The 17,825-nt window shown below is 44.6% G+C and carries 18 protein-coding genes; 6 read left to right on the top strand and 12 right to left on the bottom strand.

Going from position 1 to position 17,825, the window contains the following annotated elements; genetic code table 11:
* The first annotated feature begins 20 nt into the window (after positions 1–20).
* The gene (locus OH463_RS14135; protein ID WP_053053356.1) at positions 21–1,946 is read left to right on the top strand and encodes a RecQ family ATP-dependent DNA helicase; all 1,926 of its coding nucleotides are present in this window, start codon (positions 21–23) and stop codon (positions 1,944–1,946) included.
* Here OH463_RS14135 and dinB read toward each other — a convergent pair.
* On the bottom strand, positions 1,943–3,007 hold the full coding sequence (gene dinB, locus OH463_RS14130; RefSeq protein WP_026000225.1) for a DNA polymerase IV: 1,065 nt from the start codon (positions 3,005–3,007) through the stop codon (positions 1,943–1,945). The genes OH463_RS14135 and dinB overlap by 4 nt on opposite strands.
* A 177-nt stretch (positions 3,008–3,184) precedes the next feature.
* Here dinB and OH463_RS14125 point away from each other — a divergent pair, with 177 nt between their 5' ends.
* Positions 3,185–4,399, top strand: a complete 1,215-nt coding sequence (locus OH463_RS14125) for a diguanylate cyclase (protein WP_005450957.1) — start codon at positions 3,185–3,187, stop codon at positions 4,397–4,399.
* 105 nt (positions 4,400–4,504) lie between these two features.
* On the opposite strand, the gene nqrM is transcribed toward OH463_RS14125, so the two are convergent.
* The 9 genes from nqrM to bolA all read right to left on the bottom strand — a co-directional run bounded on the left by nqrM (position 4,505) and on the right by bolA (position 12,554).
* On the bottom strand, positions 4,505–4,738 hold the full coding sequence (gene nqrM / locus OH463_RS14120) for a (Na+)-NQR maturation NqrM (protein WP_005436655.1): 234 nt from the start codon (positions 4,736–4,738) through the stop codon (positions 4,505–4,507).
* A gap of 22 nt (positions 4,739–4,760) precedes the next feature.
* Entirely contained in the window at positions 4,761–5,765 is a 1,005-nt protein-coding gene (locus OH463_RS14115) for an FAD:protein FMN transferase (RefSeq protein WP_017817737.1), read from the bottom strand.
* Between the two features lie 155 nt (positions 5,766–5,920).
* Positions 5,921–7,144, bottom strand: a complete 1,224-nt coding sequence (gene nqrF, locus OH463_RS14110) for an NADH:ubiquinone reductase (Na(+)-transporting) subunit F (protein WP_269991507.1) — start codon at positions 7,142–7,144, stop codon at positions 5,921–5,923.
* Positions 7,145–7,177: 33 nt separating this feature from the next.
* Positions 7,178–7,774: an NADH:ubiquinone reductase (Na(+)-transporting) subunit E gene (nqrE, locus tag OH463_RS14105; protein ID WP_005436652.1), complete on the bottom strand. Its 597-nt coding sequence runs from the start codon at positions 7,772–7,774 to the stop codon at positions 7,178–7,180.
* A 7-nt stretch (positions 7,775–7,781) separates the two neighbouring features.
* On the bottom strand, positions 7,782–8,414 hold the full coding sequence (locus OH463_RS14100; RefSeq protein WP_005450954.1) for an NADH:ubiquinone reductase (Na(+)-transporting) subunit D: 633 nt from the start codon (positions 8,412–8,414) through the stop codon (positions 7,782–7,784).
* Positions 8,414–9,199 (bottom strand): Na(+)-translocating NADH-quinone reductase subunit C, encoded by a 786-nt coding sequence (locus tag OH463_RS14095; RefSeq protein ID WP_005450952.1) that lies wholly within the window; start codon positions 9,197–9,199, stop codon positions 8,414–8,416. Before OH463_RS14095 ends, OH463_RS14100 begins: the two co-directional genes overlap by 1 nt.
* Positions 9,189–10,430 (bottom strand): NADH:ubiquinone reductase (Na(+)-transporting) subunit B, encoded by a 1,242-nt coding sequence (locus tag OH463_RS14090; RefSeq protein WP_005427308.1) that lies wholly within the window; start codon positions 10,428–10,430, stop codon positions 9,189–9,191. Before OH463_RS14090 ends, OH463_RS14095 begins: the two co-directional genes overlap by 11 nt.
* A gap of 3 nt (positions 10,431–10,433) precedes the next feature.
* A complete protein-coding gene (locus tag OH463_RS14085; protein WP_005450950.1) occupies positions 10,434–11,774 on the bottom strand; it encodes a Na(+)-translocating NADH-quinone reductase subunit A in 1,341 nt (446 codons plus the stop codon).
* Positions 11,775–12,245: 471 nt separating this feature from the next.
* Positions 12,246–12,554, bottom strand: coding sequence for a transcriptional regulator BolA (gene bolA / locus OH463_RS14080; protein WP_005436644.1), 309 nt, complete (start codon positions 12,552–12,554; stop codon positions 12,246–12,248).
* 205 nt (positions 12,555–12,759) lie between these two features.
* Here bolA and OH463_RS14075 point away from each other — a divergent pair, with 205 nt between their 5' ends.
* From OH463_RS14075 to OH463_RS14060, 4 genes are all read left to right on the top strand, one after another.
* Entirely contained in the window at positions 12,760–13,917 is a 1,158-nt protein-coding gene (locus OH463_RS14075; RefSeq protein WP_269991506.1) for a methyltransferase, read from the top strand.
* Positions 13,918–13,956: 39 nt separating this feature from the next.
* Positions 13,957–14,526 carry a YajG family lipoprotein gene (locus tag OH463_RS14070; protein ID WP_009698663.1) on the top strand — a complete coding sequence of 190 codons (570 nt, stop codon included), beginning with the start codon at positions 13,957–13,959 and terminating at the stop codon, positions 14,524–14,526.
* On the top strand, positions 14,526–15,071 hold the full coding sequence (locus tag OH463_RS14065) for a peptidylprolyl isomerase (protein WP_005450945.1): 546 nt from the start codon (positions 14,526–14,528) through the stop codon (positions 15,069–15,071). Before OH463_RS14070 ends, OH463_RS14065 begins: the two co-directional genes overlap by 1 nt.
* 71 nt (positions 15,072–15,142) lie before the next feature.
* Entirely contained in the window at positions 15,143–16,495 is a 1,353-nt protein-coding gene (locus tag OH463_RS14060) for an AmpG family muropeptide MFS transporter (protein WP_009698664.1), read from the top strand.
* Positions 16,496–16,553: 58 nt separating this feature from the next.
* Here the strand turns inward: OH463_RS14060 and OH463_RS14055 are convergent, their stop codons facing one another.
* Together OH463_RS14055 and OH463_RS14050 are read right to left on the bottom strand one after the other, a co-directional pair.
* Entirely contained in the window at positions 16,554–17,216 is a 663-nt protein-coding gene (locus OH463_RS14055; protein WP_269991505.1) for a ChrR family anti-sigma-E factor, read from the bottom strand.
* On the bottom strand, positions 17,213–17,797 hold the full coding sequence (locus tag OH463_RS14050) for an RNA polymerase sigma factor (protein ID WP_005450938.1): 585 nt from the start codon (positions 17,795–17,797) through the stop codon (positions 17,213–17,215). Before OH463_RS14050 ends, OH463_RS14055 begins: the two co-directional genes overlap by 4 nt.
* Positions 17,798–17,825: the final 28 nt, after the last annotated feature.

The raw sequence follows: 17,825 nt of genomic DNA, 5'->3' as shown, positions 1-17,825 counted from the left end.
CAAACCAAGGTTTCCCTATTATGCAAAGTGCCTCGCTTCAGCAAACGCTTCAATCTGTGTTCGGATTTGACTCATTAAGACCCGGTCAACAGCCGGTGATTGAAGCAGTGATGAACGGACACTCGGCAGCAGCCATCTTTCCGACTGGTTCGGGGAAATCACTTTGCTACCAACTTCCTGCAACCCAGTTACCACACCTAACACTGGTGATTTCACCACTTCTTGCTCTGATGAAAGATCAGCTCGGTTTCCTGCAAAGTAAAGGCATAGCTGCGGCATCTATCGACAGTAGCCAAAGCCGAGAAGAAGCGCAGCAAGTTATGGCTGGCGTGAAGAATGGGCAGATTAAGATTTTGATGATTTCGGTAGAGCGGCTCAAGAACGAACGTTTTCGTGAATTCATTCGTCAGATTCCGCTCTCTTTGATGGTGGTCGATGAAGCACACTGTATCTCGGAATGGGGTCATAACTTCCGTCCTGACTACCTTAAACTGCCACAATACCAACGTGAACTGAATATCCCTCAAACGCTCTTGCTAACCGCAACGGCAACGCCAGCGGTTATCGAGGACATGCAAAACAAGTTTAATATCGCTGGTGAGAACATTACGGTTACTGGCTTCTATCGTCCTAATCTCGATATTTCTGTGGTGCCTTGCGACGAAGAAAATAAGCAAACGCAACTGAATGACATCATTGCTGCAACACCTAAACTACCGAGCATCGTGTATGTCACTCAGCAACAGACCGCTGAGCAAGTTGCCAGCTCTCTTATCCGTTTAGGCATCAATGCTCACGCTTATCATGCGGGTATGAAGAGCGACATTCGTGAGAAAATTCAACAACAGTTTATGGACTCGCAAATCGACTGCATTGTCGCAACAATCGCATTTGGGATGGGGGTAGATAAATCTGACATTCGCCGTGTTATTCACTTCGATTTACCAAAATCTATCGAAAACTACGCACAAGAAATTGGGCGCGCCGGACGTGATGGACAGCGTTCGGAGTGTATTCTTTTGGGCAATACCTCCGGCTTAACGGTATTAGAGAACTTTGTTTACGGTGACACGCCAGAGCCAAGCTCAATCAATTATGTACTGGAGCAAATTCGCGAGAACACTCCGCAGTGGGAGGTGATGGCGTTGCGATTGTCTCGCGACAGCAACATTCGCCAACTTCCGCTAAAAACCTTATTAGTTTACCTAGAGCTGGCAAAAGTAATTGAAGCCAAATACAGTTATTTCGCAGAATATCGCTTCAAGTTTTTACAAGAACAAAGTTTCATCCTCAATCAGTTCCAAGGCGAGAGACGTCAGTTTGTTGAAGCCATTTTTGCTTGTTCAACCAAAGCCAAAGTATGGTGCCAAGTGGATTTAGAAGCATTATGGATGAACTATCAGTCTGAGCGCAGCCGTGTGGTTGCGGCGCTAGATTACTTCCACCAAAATGGCTGGATTGAATTAGAAAGCAAACAGCTTACGGATGTTTACTCGGTTCTCCCTGCCACTCAAAGCCAAGAAGCTATCTCTCAGCATTTAATTGAGTTGTTCCAATCCAAAGAACACAAGGACATTGAACGAATTCATACTATGTTGAGTCTGTTCCAATCGTCAGACTGTTTAAGTCACCAACTGGCGCAGTACTTTGCCGATCACGATGCTCCAACTCAATGTGGTCACTGTTCAGTGTGTCGTGGACAAGTCGCATCTTTTCCTCAACCACAACAAACACAACCTGAATTGGGACACCTATCGACTTGGGTTGATGAATTTGTCCAGCTTTCACCAACGGCGATTAGCAATGCAGCTGTCGCACGCTTCTTATGTGGAATTAGCACACCAATTATCACGCAACTGAAAGCGAGCAAGTTACGCGGTTATGGGTCAATGGCAAATGTCTCTTTTGAGCAAGTACTAAAGCAGGTTGAATTAGCGCGAGCTTAGAAGAAACTCAATTGACGCGCTTGTTGCTCAGGCTTGAGCATCACACTTAAGCCTAATAAGCGTATCTCTCGACCATTTTGGCGCTTGAGTATATCTCTTAACAGTACTTTAAAGTCATCGAGCTCTAACTGAGGGTGGATGTGCTCAATTGTCGTGAGTTGAAAATCGGCAAATTTGAGTTTAATACCCTGTTTGATAATAGACTTATCCGGACAGGCTTTTTCCAATCGTTTCTCTAGTTCAGGGTAGAGCTTGTCTTCAATCACCTGCCAGCATTCATCGTAAGTCACAATGTTTTCGCTAAAGGTGCGCTCGACCCCAACCGACTTACGTTCACGCTCAACCACCACTTCACGATCGTCGATGCCATGACTACGTTTCCAAAGCGAAGCACCTTGGCGTCCAAATTGACGTAGCAGCTCACGATAGTCGCTGTTTTTGATATCCTCACATAGGTAAAAGCCCGCTTGATGTAGCTTCTCCAAGCTCACTTTACCAACTCCTGGAATCTTTTCTAACGGCAGTTTGTCTACGACTTCTTGAACCTTTTCTGGCGGAATAACAAATTGTCCATTGGGTTTATTCATGTCTGAAGCCACTTTGGCAAGAAACTTAATCGGTGCAATACCTGCCGATGCAGTAAGTCCAAGCTCATTCCAGATATCATTGCGGATCGATTCTGCGATTAAGGTTGCAGAACCCCGACAAGCAGTCGAGTCAGTCACATCAAGATACGCCTCATCAAGTGATAGTGGCTCGATAAGTGGCGTGTATCGCTCGAAAATGGTACGGATCTGTTGGGACACTTGTTTGTATACGTGCATTCGTCCCGGGACGACGAGCAAATGGGGGCAAAGTTGAAGCGCTCTGGCTGTTGGCATCGCACTGCGCACACCGAATTTACGCGCTTCATAGTTACAGGTGCTGATCACGCCGCGTTGTTTCTCATGACCGCCAACGGCAAGCGCAATACCACGATAACTGGGGTTGTCACGCATCTCGACCGCTGCATAAAAGCAATCCATATCAACGTGAATTATTTTTCTGACTCGCTCAATCACGTTCCGCACACAAATAAACACTGTTTAAAAAAACAGTATAGCTCTAAATACACGTATTGGAAATAGTGTTATCTGGAGTCAGGTAGCAACAATTTTTCATGGCATTAAAGTGACATTTCATTATTATTGACTTCTATAACACTAAAGTTGATTTATATACGAAAGTAGGGAAACTTTTTGAGTAATAAAATACTGGTCGTCGAAGACAGTCGCGCCTTTAATAACTACTTACAACAAATCTTAAATCAGGCGGGTTATGAAGTACTTGCTGCCGAAAGCTATGCGGAAGCACAATCTATTTTAACGTCTCAGCCTGAGCTTCTCTGTGCAGTTTTAGATTACTGCTTACCGGATGCGCAGGACGGTGAGATCATCGATTTAGTCCTTTCTCACCAACAAAAAGTCATCGTGCTTACGGCGATGTTGCAAGATGATGCTCGTGAAAAGATGCTGGCAAAAGGCGTACTCGATTACATCTTAAAAGACAGCATGGCCTCCGTTTCTTACCTTCTTCCTCTGATTAAACGCCTGACCAACAACCAGCAACACAAATGTCTGGTTGTTGATGACTCAATGACGGTTCGCCGCCATGTCGTACAATTACTTGAGCATCAATACATCCAGACATTGCAAGCCGAGAATGGTCAACAAGCAATCGAAGTTATTGAACAAAATCCAGATATTACCTTGGTTCTGACCGACCATGATATGCCAATCAAAGATGGCATCACTATGATCCGAGAGCTTCGCCAAAAGCTCGATAAAAACCAATTGGCGATCCTTGGGATCTCTGGAAGTGATGACCACTCAATGACAGCGCGCTTTCTAAAAGCGGGAGCAAACGACTTTCTGTACAAGCCTTTTAATCAAGAAGAGTTCTTTTGTCGGGTCCATCAAATCTTGGATATGAAAGAAGCCACAACAGATTTATTTAGAATGGCGAACCAAGATTCACTCACTGGCTTATGGAACCGTCGCTTTTTATTTGGGCAAACATGTGACAACGATGAGCAACGCAATATTGCTATGCTAGATATCGATTTCTTTAAGAAAGTGAATGATAACTATGGTCATGATGGTGGCGATGCTGCACTTGTTATGGTCGCCAATATATTAAAAATCTATTTTCCTGATGATGTGATTGCACGATTTGGGGGCGAAGAGTTTTGCATCCAAGCCTACGGCAGCTACGACGACTTTGTGACACGTTTAGAGCAAATGCGTCAACGCGTAGAGAAAACTCCGATTCCTTATCAAGATGACCAGATTCAAGTAACCATCAGCGTCGGTGTTTCAAACATCAAGGGCAATTTAGATCAGCAAATTAAAGTCGCGGATGACCGTTTGTATCAAGCGAAAGGAAACGGGCGGAATCAAACCGTATCTCAGTAGACGGCACTTAATGTCACCAACCTAATTCAATACTCAAACAGAAACCAAAGCCGAAAAAACAAAACCCAGCCATTGGCTGGGTTTTATCATTCTTATTATCGCATATTAAGCAATGCGATCTTTTTCCCATGCAGCAAGCTTCTCTGCGCGGGCTGCTTCACGTGCTTCGCGCTTCTTACGTGCATCACATGGTTCTGGGCAGTTACATACTTTCTCAATACCAACCGCACCTAGACCGCCACAGCTGCCTTTCACGACCTTCTTTTGGAAGATGTAACCAACTGCCATCGCTGCAATTACCGCAACAAAGACAGCAAAAGTAATTAGAAATGTACTCATAAGGACATGCTCACTTCTGTTGTTATTTCTTCATGAACGGCTTGTATGCTTCCGAAGCCAGCTCTTTAAAACCATCATCCGTTTTCACAATCATGAAAACAGGAATATTATTCTCATTTGCGATTTCCATGCCTTTGTCTTCACCTAGCACCATAAGACCAGTTGCAAGACCATCAGCTGTCATCGACGATTTATCCAGTACCGTTACAGACACCACCTTATGATGGATTGGTTTGCCCGTATGCGGGTTAATGATATGAGAGTATCGCACACCATTGCTCTCAAAGTAATTACGATAGTCACCGCTTGTTGCAATTGCCATGTCACCTGGTTCAATAATCTCTTGAATTGAACGCTCATCAACGGTTGGTTTTTCAATCGCAATACGCCATGGCACACCTTCACGGTTTATGCCTTTCAAACGCATTTCACCGCCAACTTCCACCATGTAGTTATGAATGCCTTCTGATTGCAGGTAATCTGCCACAACATCCACACCCCAACCTTTGGCAATCGTCGATAAGTCAACGTACAAGTTTGGAATATCTTTCGACAGCTTGTTACCTTCAACAGAAAGGTGATGGATACCAGTATTCGCTTTACGAGCTGCTAGCTCTTCATCTGTTGGAACCACATCCGGGCGCGCTTCTGGACCAAAGCCCCATAGGTTCACTAGTGGACCTACGGTTACGTCTAGTGCTCCTAGAGTAAGACCGTTCAAGCGAATCGCTTCTTTCACTACCGTTGCTGTTTGTGGCGATACTTCAAATGGCTCGCTAGTTTTATGTTGATTAAAACGGCTAAGCTCTGAATCTTCACGGTAAGTCGACATTTGATCGTTCACTTCTTCTAGCAATCGATCGATTTCAGTCTGAAGCGCTTCTGGTGAAGGTAAACCATCTTGCTCGATGTATTTAATGTTGTAAGTAGTCCCCATCGTTGGACCACTTAAATGAATTTGATCCGCAGGCTGCTCACAGCCAGCCAAAACCAATAGAGAAGCGAATGCAACAAGCCACTTTTTCACTTGTTTACTCCTATTATCGTTAAATTGATATGGAAAATGGGTTCTCTTGAGATAAACCGATTTCCTATATCAACTGTTGAATATCATTTTGTTTGTTACAAAAAATAATGGCTAGCCCTTATAGAGCTAGCCATAGATTCAATCACTTGGGAGGATTAACCACCGAAGTCATCTAGAAGGATGTTCTCATCCTCTACACCTAGATCTTTTAGCATGCCGATTACAGCAGCGTTCATCATAGGTGGACCACACATGTAGTATTCACAGTCTTCTGGCGCTTCATGATCACGTAGGTAGTTCTCGTAAAGAACATTGTGAATGAAGCCAGTGTAACCATCCCAGTTATCTTCTGGCATAGGGTCAGACAGTGCACAGTGCCATACGAAGTTATCGTTCTCAGCCGCTAGGCCATCGAAGTCTTCTACGTAGAACATTTCACGCTTAGAACGTGCACCGTACCAGAATGACATCTTACGCTTAGAGTGCAGACGTTTTAGCTGGTCGAAGATATGAGAACGCATTGGAGCCATACCTGCACCACCACCAACGAATACCATTTCAGCATCAGTGTCTTTCGCGAAGAACTCACCGAACGGACCTGAAATCGTACACTTGTCGCCTTCTTTTAGAGACCAGATGAACGATGACATGATACCAGGTGGTACATCAGGATTATTAGGCGGCGGCGTAGCGATACGCACGTTCAGCATAATAATACCTTCTTCTTCTGGGTAGTTAGCCATTGAGTAAGCACGGATCGTATCTTCGTTTACCTTAGACTCGTAACGGAACAAGTTAAATTTGTCCCAATCTTCACGGTACTCGTCAGGTACATCGAAGTCAGCGTACTTAACGTGGTGAGCTGGTGCTTCAATCTGGATGTAACCACCAGCACGGAAAGGTACTGATTCGCCATCTGGAATTTGTAGCTTAAGCTCTTTGATGAATGTCGCTTTGTTATCGTTAGAGATAACTGTACATTCCCACTTCTTAACGCCGAAGATCTCTTCAGGAAGCTCGATGTCCATGTCAGTTTTCATTGCAACCTGACACGCTAGACGCTCACCTTCACGTGCTTCACCTTTAGTAATATGGTCAAGCTCGGTAGGTAGGATGTCACCACCACCTGATTTAACTTTTACGCGACACTGACCACAAGAGCCACCGCCACCACAAGCAGAAGATACGAATACGCCAGCACCAGCTAACGCAGATAGTAGCTTACCACCTGGTTGTGTAACGATCGCCAGTGAAGGGTCATCGTTCACAGAAATTGTAATGTCACCTGTTGGTACAAGCTTAGACTTAGCGAAAAGAATCACTAGTACTAGCGCAAGTACGATCAGAGTAAACATCACTACACCAAGAATAATGTCCATTGACTATTCCTTAATTGTTGCGGTTTACCCGACTTACAGTTGAACACCAGAGAAAGACATAAAGCCTAACGCCATAAGACCTACAGTGATAAACGTGATGCCTAGACCACGTAGACCTGGAGGTACATCTGAGTACTTCATCTTCTCACGGATACCTGCAAGAGCGACGATCGCTAGCATCCAGCCCACACCAGAACCGAAACCGTAAACAACAGATTCAGCAAAGTTGTAGTCACGTTGTACCATGAAAGATACACCACCGAAGATCGCACAGTTTACTGTGATCAGCGGTAGGAAGATGCCTAGCGCGTTGTACAAAGGTGGGAAGAAACGGTCAAGAACCATCTCTAGGATCTGTACAAGTGCTGCGATTACACCGATGAAGGTGATGAAGTTTAGGAAGCTAAGGTCTACGCCCTCAACTAACGCGTTCTCTTTCAGAACTAGGTTGTAAACTAGGTTGTTCACAGGAACCGCGATAGTTAGTACTACCACTACTGCAACACCTAGACCGAAAGAGGTCTTAACTTTCTTAGATACGGCAAGGAAAGTACACATACCTAGGAAGAAAGACAGTGCCATGTTTTCGATGAAAATCGATTTAACTAGCAGACTGATGTAATGTTCCATGACGCCCTTACTCCTTCGCTTCTACTTGTTCTGGTTTCAGAATACGGATTACCCAGATTAGGAAGCCGATTAGGAAGAATGCAGATGGTGCTAGTAGCATCAGACCGTTTGGCTGGTACCAACCACCGTTGCTCACTAGAGGTAGAACTTCCATGCCGAATAGCTTGCCTGAACCGAATAGTTCACGGAAGAAACCTACAGTGATAAGAACGAAGCCGTAACCTAGACCGTTACCGATACCATCAATTAGCGATGGGATTGGCGCAGATTTCATTGCGAATGCTTCAGCACGACCCATTACGATACAGTTCGTGATGATAAGACCTACGAATACAGATAGCTGTTTAGAGATATCGTATAGGTAAGCTTTAAGCACTTGGTCTACCACGATTACTAGCGATGCGATGATTGCCATCTGAACGATGATACGCACACTGTTAGGAATGTGGTTACGGATCAGAGAAACAGAGAAGTTAGACAATGCAGTTACGAAAGTTACCGCTAGTGTCATTACAAATGCTGTTTCTAGTTTAGTTGTTACTGCAAGAGCAGAACATACACCAAGAACCTGCAGCGCGATCGGGTTGTTGTCCAACACCGGCGCCATAATGCTCTTTTTAATGTTTTGTGCGCTAGACATTAGTTCAGACCTCCGTCACGAACTTTTGCTAGGAAAGGACCAAAGCCCATGTCACCTAACCAGAAGTCAAATGTACCTTGAACACCGTTACCAGTTAGTGTCGCACCAGATAGGCCATCAACGCCGTGTTCAGAACCTTCTGGAGCACCACCTTTAACAATCTTGATTGCTGGTTTGTGGTTCTCGTCGAATAGTTTCTTACCAACGAATTGAGCACGCCATGCTGGGTTTTCTACTTCACCACCAAGTCCAGGAGTTTCACCTTGCTCGTAGTAAGTAATACCAGACACAGTGTTACCGTCAGTTTCAACCGCAACGAATGCGTACATCATAGACCATAGACCGTTACCGTGAACTGGAATGATAACTTTAGAAATGTCATCACCACTTTTCACTAGGTAAACGATACCTGTGTTAGCACGACGCAGGATCTTAGCTTTGTCTTCATCAGCCGTTAGCTTGATAGACTCAGCAGGATCTTTAGCTGCTTTACGTTGGTCGTAGTTAGCTGCTGTAGAGCCGTCTTCAGCTTTCTCTACAAAATCACCAGTTTTGAAGTCAACTAGACGAGGTTCGATGTACTCAGCAAATAGCTCAGGAACTTTCTTACCTTCAGCGTCGATACCCGCAACTTCGATGATCTTAGATTGCTTATCTAGTACAGCGTTAGCTTTTTGCTGGTCACGCAGACCCACTGCTGCTGTTGATACGATGATTGAACAAACAAGGCTCAACCCGACAACAACACCCAGCGTCTTTTTAATGCTGTCGTTATTACTTGCCATAGCGTGCTAGTCTCCGCTTGATGTTCTTCTCGATAACTACATGGTCGAACAGAGGTGCGAACAGGTTCGCGAATAGAATCGCCAGCATCATACCCTCTGGGTAAGCCGGGTTAACTACACGGATCATCACACACATTGCACCGATTAGGATGCCGTACCACCATTTACCACCGTTAGTAAATGAAGCTGATACTGGGTCAGTTGCCATGAAGAACATACCGAATGCAAAACCACCTAGAACTAGGTGCCAGTGCCATGGCATGTTGAACATTGGGTTGGTGTCAGAACCGATCACGTTGAATAGTGTCGATACTGCGATCATACCGATCATTACACCTGCGATGATGCGCCATGAAGCGATTCGCATGTAAACGATCATCGCTGCACCGATCATTAGAGCAAGCGTTGATACTTCACCAATTGAGCCTGGGATGTTACCGATGAATGCATCCATCCAAGTGATAGGAGCGCCAGTGATGTTGTTGATCAATGCGCCGCTACCGCCGTGAGCCCATTGGCTAAGAGCAGTTGCACCAGAGAAGCCGTCAGCCGCAGTCCATACTACGTCACCCGAGATTTGCGCTGGGTAAGCGAAGAATAGGAAAGCACGACCTGCAAGAGCAGGGTTCAGGAAGTTACGACCTGTACCACCGAAGATCTCTTTAGCAACAACAACACCAAATGTGATACCTAGTGCCGCTTGCCATAAAGGTAGCGTTGGTGGAACGATAAGTGCGAACAGGATAGAAGTTACAAAGAAACCTTCGTTAACTTCGTGCTTACGCACCATACAGAAAAGCACTTCCCAGAAACCACCAACAATAAATACTGTTGCGTAGATTGGTAGGAAGTAAGTCGCACCTAGTAGCATCTTACTGCCAACGCCAGCTTCCGCACCGATGGTGCCACCAAGCATTTCTGTTAGCCAGTAGTGCCAGTTACCTGCGATAACTGTCGCTAGTTGGTCACCAGCGTACATGTGGTTAAGTGCTGCGATAGCTTGGCCACCCGCATTGTACATACCCCAGAACATTGCTGGGAATACTGCGAACCAAACCATGATCATGATACGTTTTAAGTCAACGCTATCACGAACGTGCGAGCTACGTTTTGTTACTAGACCTGGCGTGTAGAATAGTGTTGCTGCTGCTTCGTACAGTGCAAACCACTTTTCGTGCTTACCGCCTGGTTCAAAATGATGCTCGATATCCTCAATGAATTTCTTAAGCATGGATTACCCTTCCTTCACGATGGTATCTAGGCATTCACGAAGTAACAGACCGTACTCGTATTTACCAGGACATACAAAGGTACACAATGCTAGATCTTCTTCATCCAGTTCAAGCGCACCAAGTGCTTGAGCACTATCAGTATCGCCTGCACATAGATCACGAAGTAGCAGTGTCGGTTCCATATCAAGCGGCATTACGCGCTCGTAGTTGCCGATTGGAACCATTGCACGGTCACTACCGTTAGTCGTTGTTGTCATGTTGAACAACTGACCTTTGAAGATGTGACCAAGGAAAGATTTCGTGATTGAGAACTTGTTTTTACCAGGTACAGCCCAGCCAAACAGTTCTTTGTCACGACCTTCGCGTAACACAGAAACTTGTTGGTGGTAACGACCTAGGTAGGCATGTGGACCAGACGCTTGAGTACCAGAAAGTACCGAGCCTGAAATCACACGAACTTCACCAGGCATCAACTCGCTGTCAGTTAGGTCTTCAAGAGAAGCACCAACAACTGTACGAAGAAGACGTGGGTTGTTCACAACAGGACCAGCTAGAGACACAACACGATCAGTGTAAAGCTCACCAGTTAGGAAAAGCTGACCGAACGCGATAACGTCTTGGTAGTTGATGCTCCATGCCACATTTTCTGCATTCACTGGGTATAGGAAATGCATGTGGGTGCCAGCAAGACCTGCTGGGTGAGGGCCATCGAAGACGTGTTCTTCTACGTTTGACTGAGAAGAGCGTGGCAAGCTAGTGCCAGACTTACATACGTAAACCTTGCCTTCTGTCAGGGCTGAAAGAATGTCTAGACCGGCAACGAATGCTTCTTGTTGTTCATTGATGATCAACTCAGGCTGTGCTGCTAGTGGATTAGTATCCATTGCAGTTACGAAAATAGCCTTAGTAGCAGACTCGATTGCTGGAACCTTGCTAAACGGACGAGTACGTAAAGCGGTCCAAAGACCAGATTCAACCAATTGAGTCTTGATCACTTCGCGATCTAGACCTGCTAGTTGAGCTGCTTCGAACTTATCAAATGTAACCTGCTCTTCGCCTGCTACTTCAATCACTACTGATTGAAGTACACGCTTAGCGCCACGGTTAATTTCGATCACTTTACCGGCTGCTGGAGCAGTGAACTTCACGCCAGGGTTCTTTTTGTCTTCAAAAAGAACTTGCGCTTTTTTCACTTCATCGCCAACGCGGACATGCATGGTAGGACGCATGCCAACGTACTCTTCGCCAAGCAAGGCGACTTTTTTGATGGTCTTACCATCATTAATCACCTGGGATGGAGCTCCTGCGATAGGAAGATCCAAGCCCTTCTTTATTGTAATCATACGCACTTGCACTACTTTTATCGGGAAAAAGATTCTTTTGATTGCGTAACTTTTAGACACGACATCAGTGTCCGGTTTTGATGTTGTTTAAAACATCAAAATCGCAACATCCTATTAATTATCTCGTCACAAATATTAGGCGAGATTTATCAGGTGCCGTAGTCTAGCATTTTTTAGGAACTTGATGCCATGACCAATCTTAGGAAAGGAGGGTTTATTTCGGTAGAACAAGGTCTAAAAGGTTAAAGAATAGTCATAAGTTTGACCGAACGCACAAATGCCAATTCCCATATATTTGATATGGAATAAAAACATTCATGCTTTGAAACATGCATTAATTTTCATTCATTTGTTGAAACACTGTTAACACTTTTTATAACCTTTATTTGTGCCACATTTTTGTCCCGAAAAGATGTAAAACAAAAAAAGATGGCCGAAACCATCTTTTTAAATCAGTGTTTTAATCGCGCTCTAGCGACCGCCACCCATACACATAGGACTATCTGGTGCCCCATCTTGTTCAAGCTTCCACTCTTCGTTGGTGTAAGTGTGGATCGCTAATGCATGAATGTGATTATCGAGCTCATCAGCCAATACAGTATGTACCTGACGGTGACGTCCAATAAGGCGCTGACCCGCAAATGCATCACTCACCACAATCACTTTGAAGTGACTTTCAGAACCCGGCGGAACGTTATGCATATAGCTCTCATTGATCACTTTCAAATAATTAGGTTGCAGCTCACTGTGCAGTTTCTTTTCTATGATTTCTTGGATCATATTCAGTCCTCATTGATGCCAATTCGGTAAGTATATACTCTAGTTTACTAAATGAAATCAACGAAACGCCCCGCTGCGAGTTCTTCAACGCCAGGTAGTTCGCTAAAAGCCTGTGAAAATCAGTAAATTTGACAGCTTTTTGTATCTTGAATCTTCATCATTTGCGACAATAATCACTAATTTCCGAATCTACTTACGTTTAGTTATGAAAACCGAATTGAATCTTCATGATCGTAGCCTGACCCTACATCGTTTCCCAATGCGCTCTAATGAGACTCTTCAAGCATGGGACGCAGGTGATGAATACCTCATCAATCACGTGGAAGAACTTGCACTGCCTGACAATCAAAATATCGTGGTTATTAACGATAACTTTGGTGCGTTGGCTTGCTGGTTTTCAGACAAACACAATGTCACTTTAGTCAGTGATTCTTTTATCTCCCACAAGGGAGCACAACAAAACCTAGAGCAAAATGGTGGCAACAAGGTCGCATTTCTCACCACCATGGATGAGATTCCTGCGAATGCAGACTTGGTTTTGTTACAGCTACCTAAAAGCAACCGACATCTTGTTTGGCTGTTGAGTCAATTGCGTAAAACGTTGCCCGCGACCTGCCCTATTATTGCGGTCAATAAAGCGAAAGAGATCCATACTTCGACACTGAAATTATTCGAAAAATACTTAGGCGAGACAAAAACCTCTCTAGCATGGAAAAAACACCGTCTAGTCTTCTCACACGCAAATGCGCAACCTGTTATGGAAGTAGACCCAATGACAGTATGGGGAGTTGACGGCGAAAACATCGAACTCAAAAACCTGCCAAATGTTTACTCTGGTGAAAGCCTGGATTTAGGGGCACGTTTTATGCTTCAACACCTCCCTCAAGATTCGGAGCTAAAACACGTCATCGATCTTGGTTGTGGTAATGGTGTTCTATCCGTAAAGGTGGGGCAATTGAATCCCCAAGCACGCCTGACTTGTGTCGATGAGAGCTTTATGGCAGTCGAGTCTGCGAAACAAAACTTATTGGCGAATTTAGGAGAAGAGCGTGATATTCAGTGCATTGCCAACAACTGTTTGGATGGATTTAAATCAAGCAGTACTTGTATGGTGATGTGTAACCCGCCTTTCCACCAGCAGCAAGCGATTACTGATCACATTGCATGGCAAATGTTCTGCGATGCCAAACAAATACTGAACCAAGATGGCAAACTATTGGTCATAGGAAACCGTCACCTTGGTTACGATGCGAAGCTAAAACGTCTATTTGGCGACAAAAATGTGAAATTAGTCGCTTCTAACAATAAGTTCGTGATTTTACAGGCAACGAAAAATCCTGCTAAATTAGGCGCAAAGCAATAAAGTCCTGACTTTAGCAAAATGTTTAAAAGGAATAATAAGATGAAAAAACTGGTACTCGCGGCTTCGGTTGCTTTGCTTGCTGCATGTTCAGCGCCACAACAACCTCAACTGAATCTGATGCCTGAAACGACATTAAGCACAAACCCTATCGTACAAGGTAAGAGCTATAGCCTAACCAGTAAAGATGTACGCGCAGCACAATACGTTGCACTTGTTGACAACGGTCGTTCAAACATTTTGCCTCTTCATGCAAAGCAAAACCTACGCATTTCTCTTGAAGAAGCGCTAGAGAAGCAGTTCTCTTCTCAGGGCTTCCACTCTGATCTAAACAGTGACAATTCGATTGAGCTGCAAGTTCAAGAAGCGTTGGTGAACGTGAAGCATTCAGTGATGGAAAATCATATGGATGCAAAAGTGGTACTAGAGATCACGGCGGAAACTCCGCAAGGCAAGCTTGTTAAGACCTATACTGGTACAGCTAAACGTTCGGGAACATTAAGCGCTTCAGATTCAGATATTGAGCAAACATTAAATGATGTTGTTGCTTTAACATTGAAAGAAATCGCGAATGACCCTGAGCTTCGTCAATACATGCAGGAGCGATTCTAATGCTACGCAAAGTTATTCTTTCTCTCGCGCTATTGAGCTGCAGTGTTTTCGCAGGTCCGAAAGTTGCGTTTGAAACAACACTGGGTAACTTCACCGTTGAGTTAAATGAGGAAAAAGCGCCAATTACTGTCGCTAATTTCCTTAAATATGTCGAAGACGGTAGCTACGAGGGCACCATTTTCCATCGAGTGATCCCTGGCTTTATGGCACAAGGCGGCGGCTTCAACCAAGATATGCAAATGGTGAAGACATACGCACCAATTAAAAACGAAGGTAACAATGGTTTAAACAATGACCGTGCTACTATCGCGATGGCTCGTACCAACGCTCCAGACTCTGCTACTCGCCAGTTTTTCATTAACCTAGTAGATAACGACTTCTTGAACTATGGCGCTCGCCCACCGGGTTACGCTGTGTTTGGCGAAGTCACTGAAGGCTTTGACGTCATTCAAAAGATGGCACAACAGCCAACCAAATCTGTCGGTCGCATGCGCGATGTCCCTGATACGCAAATCGTCATCACCAAAGCAACACTGCTCAAATAGCCAAACTCATAAGCCCTTTGAATATTCGAAGGGCTTTCTCTTTTAGTGGCTCAATTTTAACGGATTGATTTATGTCTTCATTGCCTTCCATCACTTGGTTGGAAACGGTAAAAAGTTACCTTGATAAACGCCTGCTTTGGGTTTTCATGTTGGGTTGCTCCAGTGGCTTCCCATGGGTACTTATTGGTTCAAATATGTCGGGTTGGCTGAAAGATGCAGGTCTCACTCTGTCTGCTATTGGCTACTTCGGCAGTGTATTTGCGGTGTACGCAATCAACTTTATGTGGGCTCCTTTGGTCGATCGCGTCAAGCTGCCTGTATTACATCGCTTGCTAGGGCAGCGTCGTAGCTGGATCTTTCTATGCCAAAGTGTCGTGCTGGTCGCGACTCTATTTATTGCAGGTGTAAATCCAGCGGAAAACCTAGTTTTCACCTCACTGCTCGCATTGTGTATTGCCACCGCATCAGCAACACAAGACATTGCGATTGATGCATTCCGTATTGATAGCTTTCCAAAATCAGAAGATTCGAAATTACCGCAAGCCTCCGCAATGGCAGTAATTGGTTGGTGGACTGGCTACTCTTTACCTGGTTACTTGGCATTCATCAATGCAGACAGTGTCGGTTGGAATGGCGTGTATTACGGCATGGCGTTTATTGTCATCATTTTGATGCTCTTCACTTTGCTGGTAGGTGAACCGAAAACACAACGTGAACAGCTTCAATCGGAAGCAGAGCAGCGCCATAAAGAAGTAGTTGGCTCTAAATTAGTCGCTTGGTTTACCGTTACCGTTGTAGAACCTTTCTTAGATTTCTTCAATCGAAATGGTGTTCGTGTTGCCATCACGCTTTTATTGTTTGTTTTCCTATTCAAGATTGGGGAAGCATTCTTAGGTCGTATGTCCATCGCTTTCTATAAAGAGATAGGTTTTAGCAACGAGCAAATCGGTTACTACTCGAAACTCATTGGCTGGGGTGCGACCATGTTGTTCACCTTTGTCGGCAGTATGTTCAACGTTAAGTTTGGTATTGTACGTGGCTTGATGATTGGTGGTATTGCAATGGCAGCAAGCAACCTGATGTTTGCTTGGATCGCGAAAGTCGGACCAAATGAACACTTGTTCTTGGCGACGATCATTGTTGATAACTTCACGACGGCATTCTCGACAGTGGCGTTTGTATCATTCTTGACGATATTGACCGGTCAAGCTTTCTCAGCGACTCAATACGCATTGTTGGCGTCGCTAGGTAACTTTGGGCGAACAACATTGGCGTCATTCAGTGGCGAACTGGTCGATTATCTGAATGATTGGACCACATTCTTCGTTATTACTGCCGTAATGGTTGTGCCAAGCTTGATCATGCTCTATTCATTGCGACACTACTTTACTGAGTTGCTGGAAAAGGCAAGACAAAGAAATTAAAGAAAAGATGATGAAGAAAGCCACCGAGATAAGGTGGCTTTTTGTTCGAGTTCCTAGCTTATGGATACATGCCTTTACCAAACAGATTGAAGATTCTCGCGACACCCTGTGTGAATATCATTGGCTCGGTCAGTACTGTCAAACATAAGCAGTCTTCACCGGGCTTAGTAAAAGGGCTATGTTTTACTGACGCATCTCTTACCAGCATATCTCCCACTTCGTAGTGACCATCTTCATCACTGAATCCACCATGGAGTACAAGTGTCGATTCTTGTCCTTTGTGCGTGTGCTGTGGAATACGAACATCTTCGCTTATATACATAAGGTTAACGCGCGCATCTTCCCCTAAATCCAATTGAGCGCTATACACTTTTCCACCGTAACTCTTCCACTCCCCCACTAAATCTGAAAAGCGACTGAGCGTTTTTGGAAGCTTGAAATCTTTACCCGCAACCGCCACCTTCGCTACATCTTTAATAATAATGCTATCTGGTTTGGGCTCTGCCGTAATAATGTCGTTAAACATACTGTCGAACTCTGCATCGTATTCTGGTGAAATGTCATCAACGACAACATTCGCCTGTGCAGCTTCTAACTGATTTACATACTCTCGGCATTTGGAACAGTTTTCTAGATGTGTGGCAACCACCAGACCAGAAACTGCATCAATACTTCCGGAAGCGTAAGCTTCTAACAAGTTGTTATCTGGATGTTTGTTCATAATTGCTCCGTATGCATTGAATGCCTCAACTTCTCTACCGCGAGTCTCAATCGTGATTTCACGGTCCCCAAAGGTATGTCGAACAACTCAGCGACTTGTTGGTGTGGCAACTCTTCGAGGTATACTGCCTGCAAAACGTCTCTTTGATTCTTCGGCAGGATGTCTAAAAACTTCACCACCTGATCTTTGAGCATGTCTTGCTCTGGCGAATAATGGTCCACCAAATCAGGCGGATAATAATCTGATGGCCAAATGTCGTCAGAATGGATGTGTAGGTCCTTACCCTTTTGCTTTCTTAGTAAATCAAAACAAAGGTTACGGATAATGGTGTAAATCCATGTCGACAAAGCACTCTTGGTACCATCGTATAAATGAGCCTTTTGCCATACCGTTGCCATAGTTTCTTGCACCATCTCCATCGCAACTTGCTCGTTACCGACATGTTTGTAGGCGAACTGCTTAAGCTTTGGTGCATAGAAACGAAATACGAAAGCAAAAGCGTCTTTATCACGCGCTTTCACTTTATTCATGTATTCATTCCATTCGCTTCGCCCCAATTTTTGTGGGCTTTCACTCATCATAATCAGCCTTAATTGTTGGGAGGAGTTG

Source organism: Vibrio sp. NFR, from assembly GCF_027587095.1.
Taxonomy (GTDB): domain Bacteria; phylum Pseudomonadota; class Gammaproteobacteria; order Enterobacterales; family Vibrionaceae; genus Vibrio; species Vibrio harveyi.
This window is presented reverse-complemented; position numbering and strand designations above follow the sequence as displayed.

Bases quoted from the DNA above. Each gene is read 5' to 3' on its own strand.
- bolA (WP_005436644.1), bottom strand. From the start codon at position 12,554: ATGATCCAAGAAATCATAGAAAAGAAACTGCACAGTGAGCTGCAACCT.
- OH463_RS14095 (WP_005450952.1), bottom strand. From the start codon at position 9,199: ATGGCAAGTAATAACGACAGCATTAAAAAGACGCTGGGTGTTGTTGTC.
- OH463_RS14055 (WP_269991505.1), bottom strand. From the start codon at position 17,216: ATGAACAAACATCCAGATAACAACTTGTTAGAAGCTTACGCTTCCGGA.
- OH463_RS14085 (WP_005450950.1), bottom strand. From the start codon at position 11,774: ATGATTACAATAAAGAAGGGCTTGGATCTTCCTATCGCAGGAGCTCCA.
- OH463_RS14100 (WP_005450954.1), bottom strand. From the start codon at position 8,414: ATGTCTAGCGCACAAAACATTAAAAAGAGCATTATGGCGCCGGTGTTG.
- nqrM (WP_005436655.1), bottom strand. From the start codon at position 4,738: ATGAGTACATTTCTAATTACTTTTGCTGTCTTTGTTGCGGTAATTGCA.
- nqrF (WP_269991507.1), bottom strand. From the start codon at position 7,144: ATGGACATTATTCTTGGTGTAGTGATGTTTACTCTGATCGTACTTGCG.
- OH463_RS14065 (WP_005450945.1), top strand. From the start codon at position 14,526: ATGCTACGCAAAGTTATTCTTTCTCTCGCGCTATTGAGCTGCAGTGTT.
- OH463_RS14050 (WP_005450938.1), bottom strand. From the start codon at position 17,797: ATGATGAGTGAAAGCCCACAAAAATTGGGGCGAAGCGAATGGAATGAA.
- OH463_RS14090 (WP_005427308.1), bottom strand. From the start codon at position 10,430: ATGCTTAAGAAATTCATTGAGGATATCGAGCATCATTTTGAACCAGGC.
- OH463_RS14135 (WP_053053356.1), top strand. From the start codon at position 21: ATGCAAAGTGCCTCGCTTCAGCAAACGCTTCAATCTGTGTTCGGATTT.
- OH463_RS14075 (WP_269991506.1), top strand. From the start codon at position 12,760: ATGAAAACCGAATTGAATCTTCATGATCGTAGCCTGACCCTACATCGT.
- OH463_RS14070 (WP_009698663.1), top strand. From the start codon at position 13,957: ATGAAAAAACTGGTACTCGCGGCTTCGGTTGCTTTGCTTGCTGCATGT.
- OH463_RS14060 (WP_009698664.1), top strand. From the start codon at position 15,143: ATGTCTTCATTGCCTTCCATCACTTGGTTGGAAACGGTAAAAAGTTAC.
- nqrE (WP_005436652.1), bottom strand. From the start codon at position 7,774: ATGGAACATTACATCAGTCTGCTAGTTAAATCGATTTTCATCGAAAAC.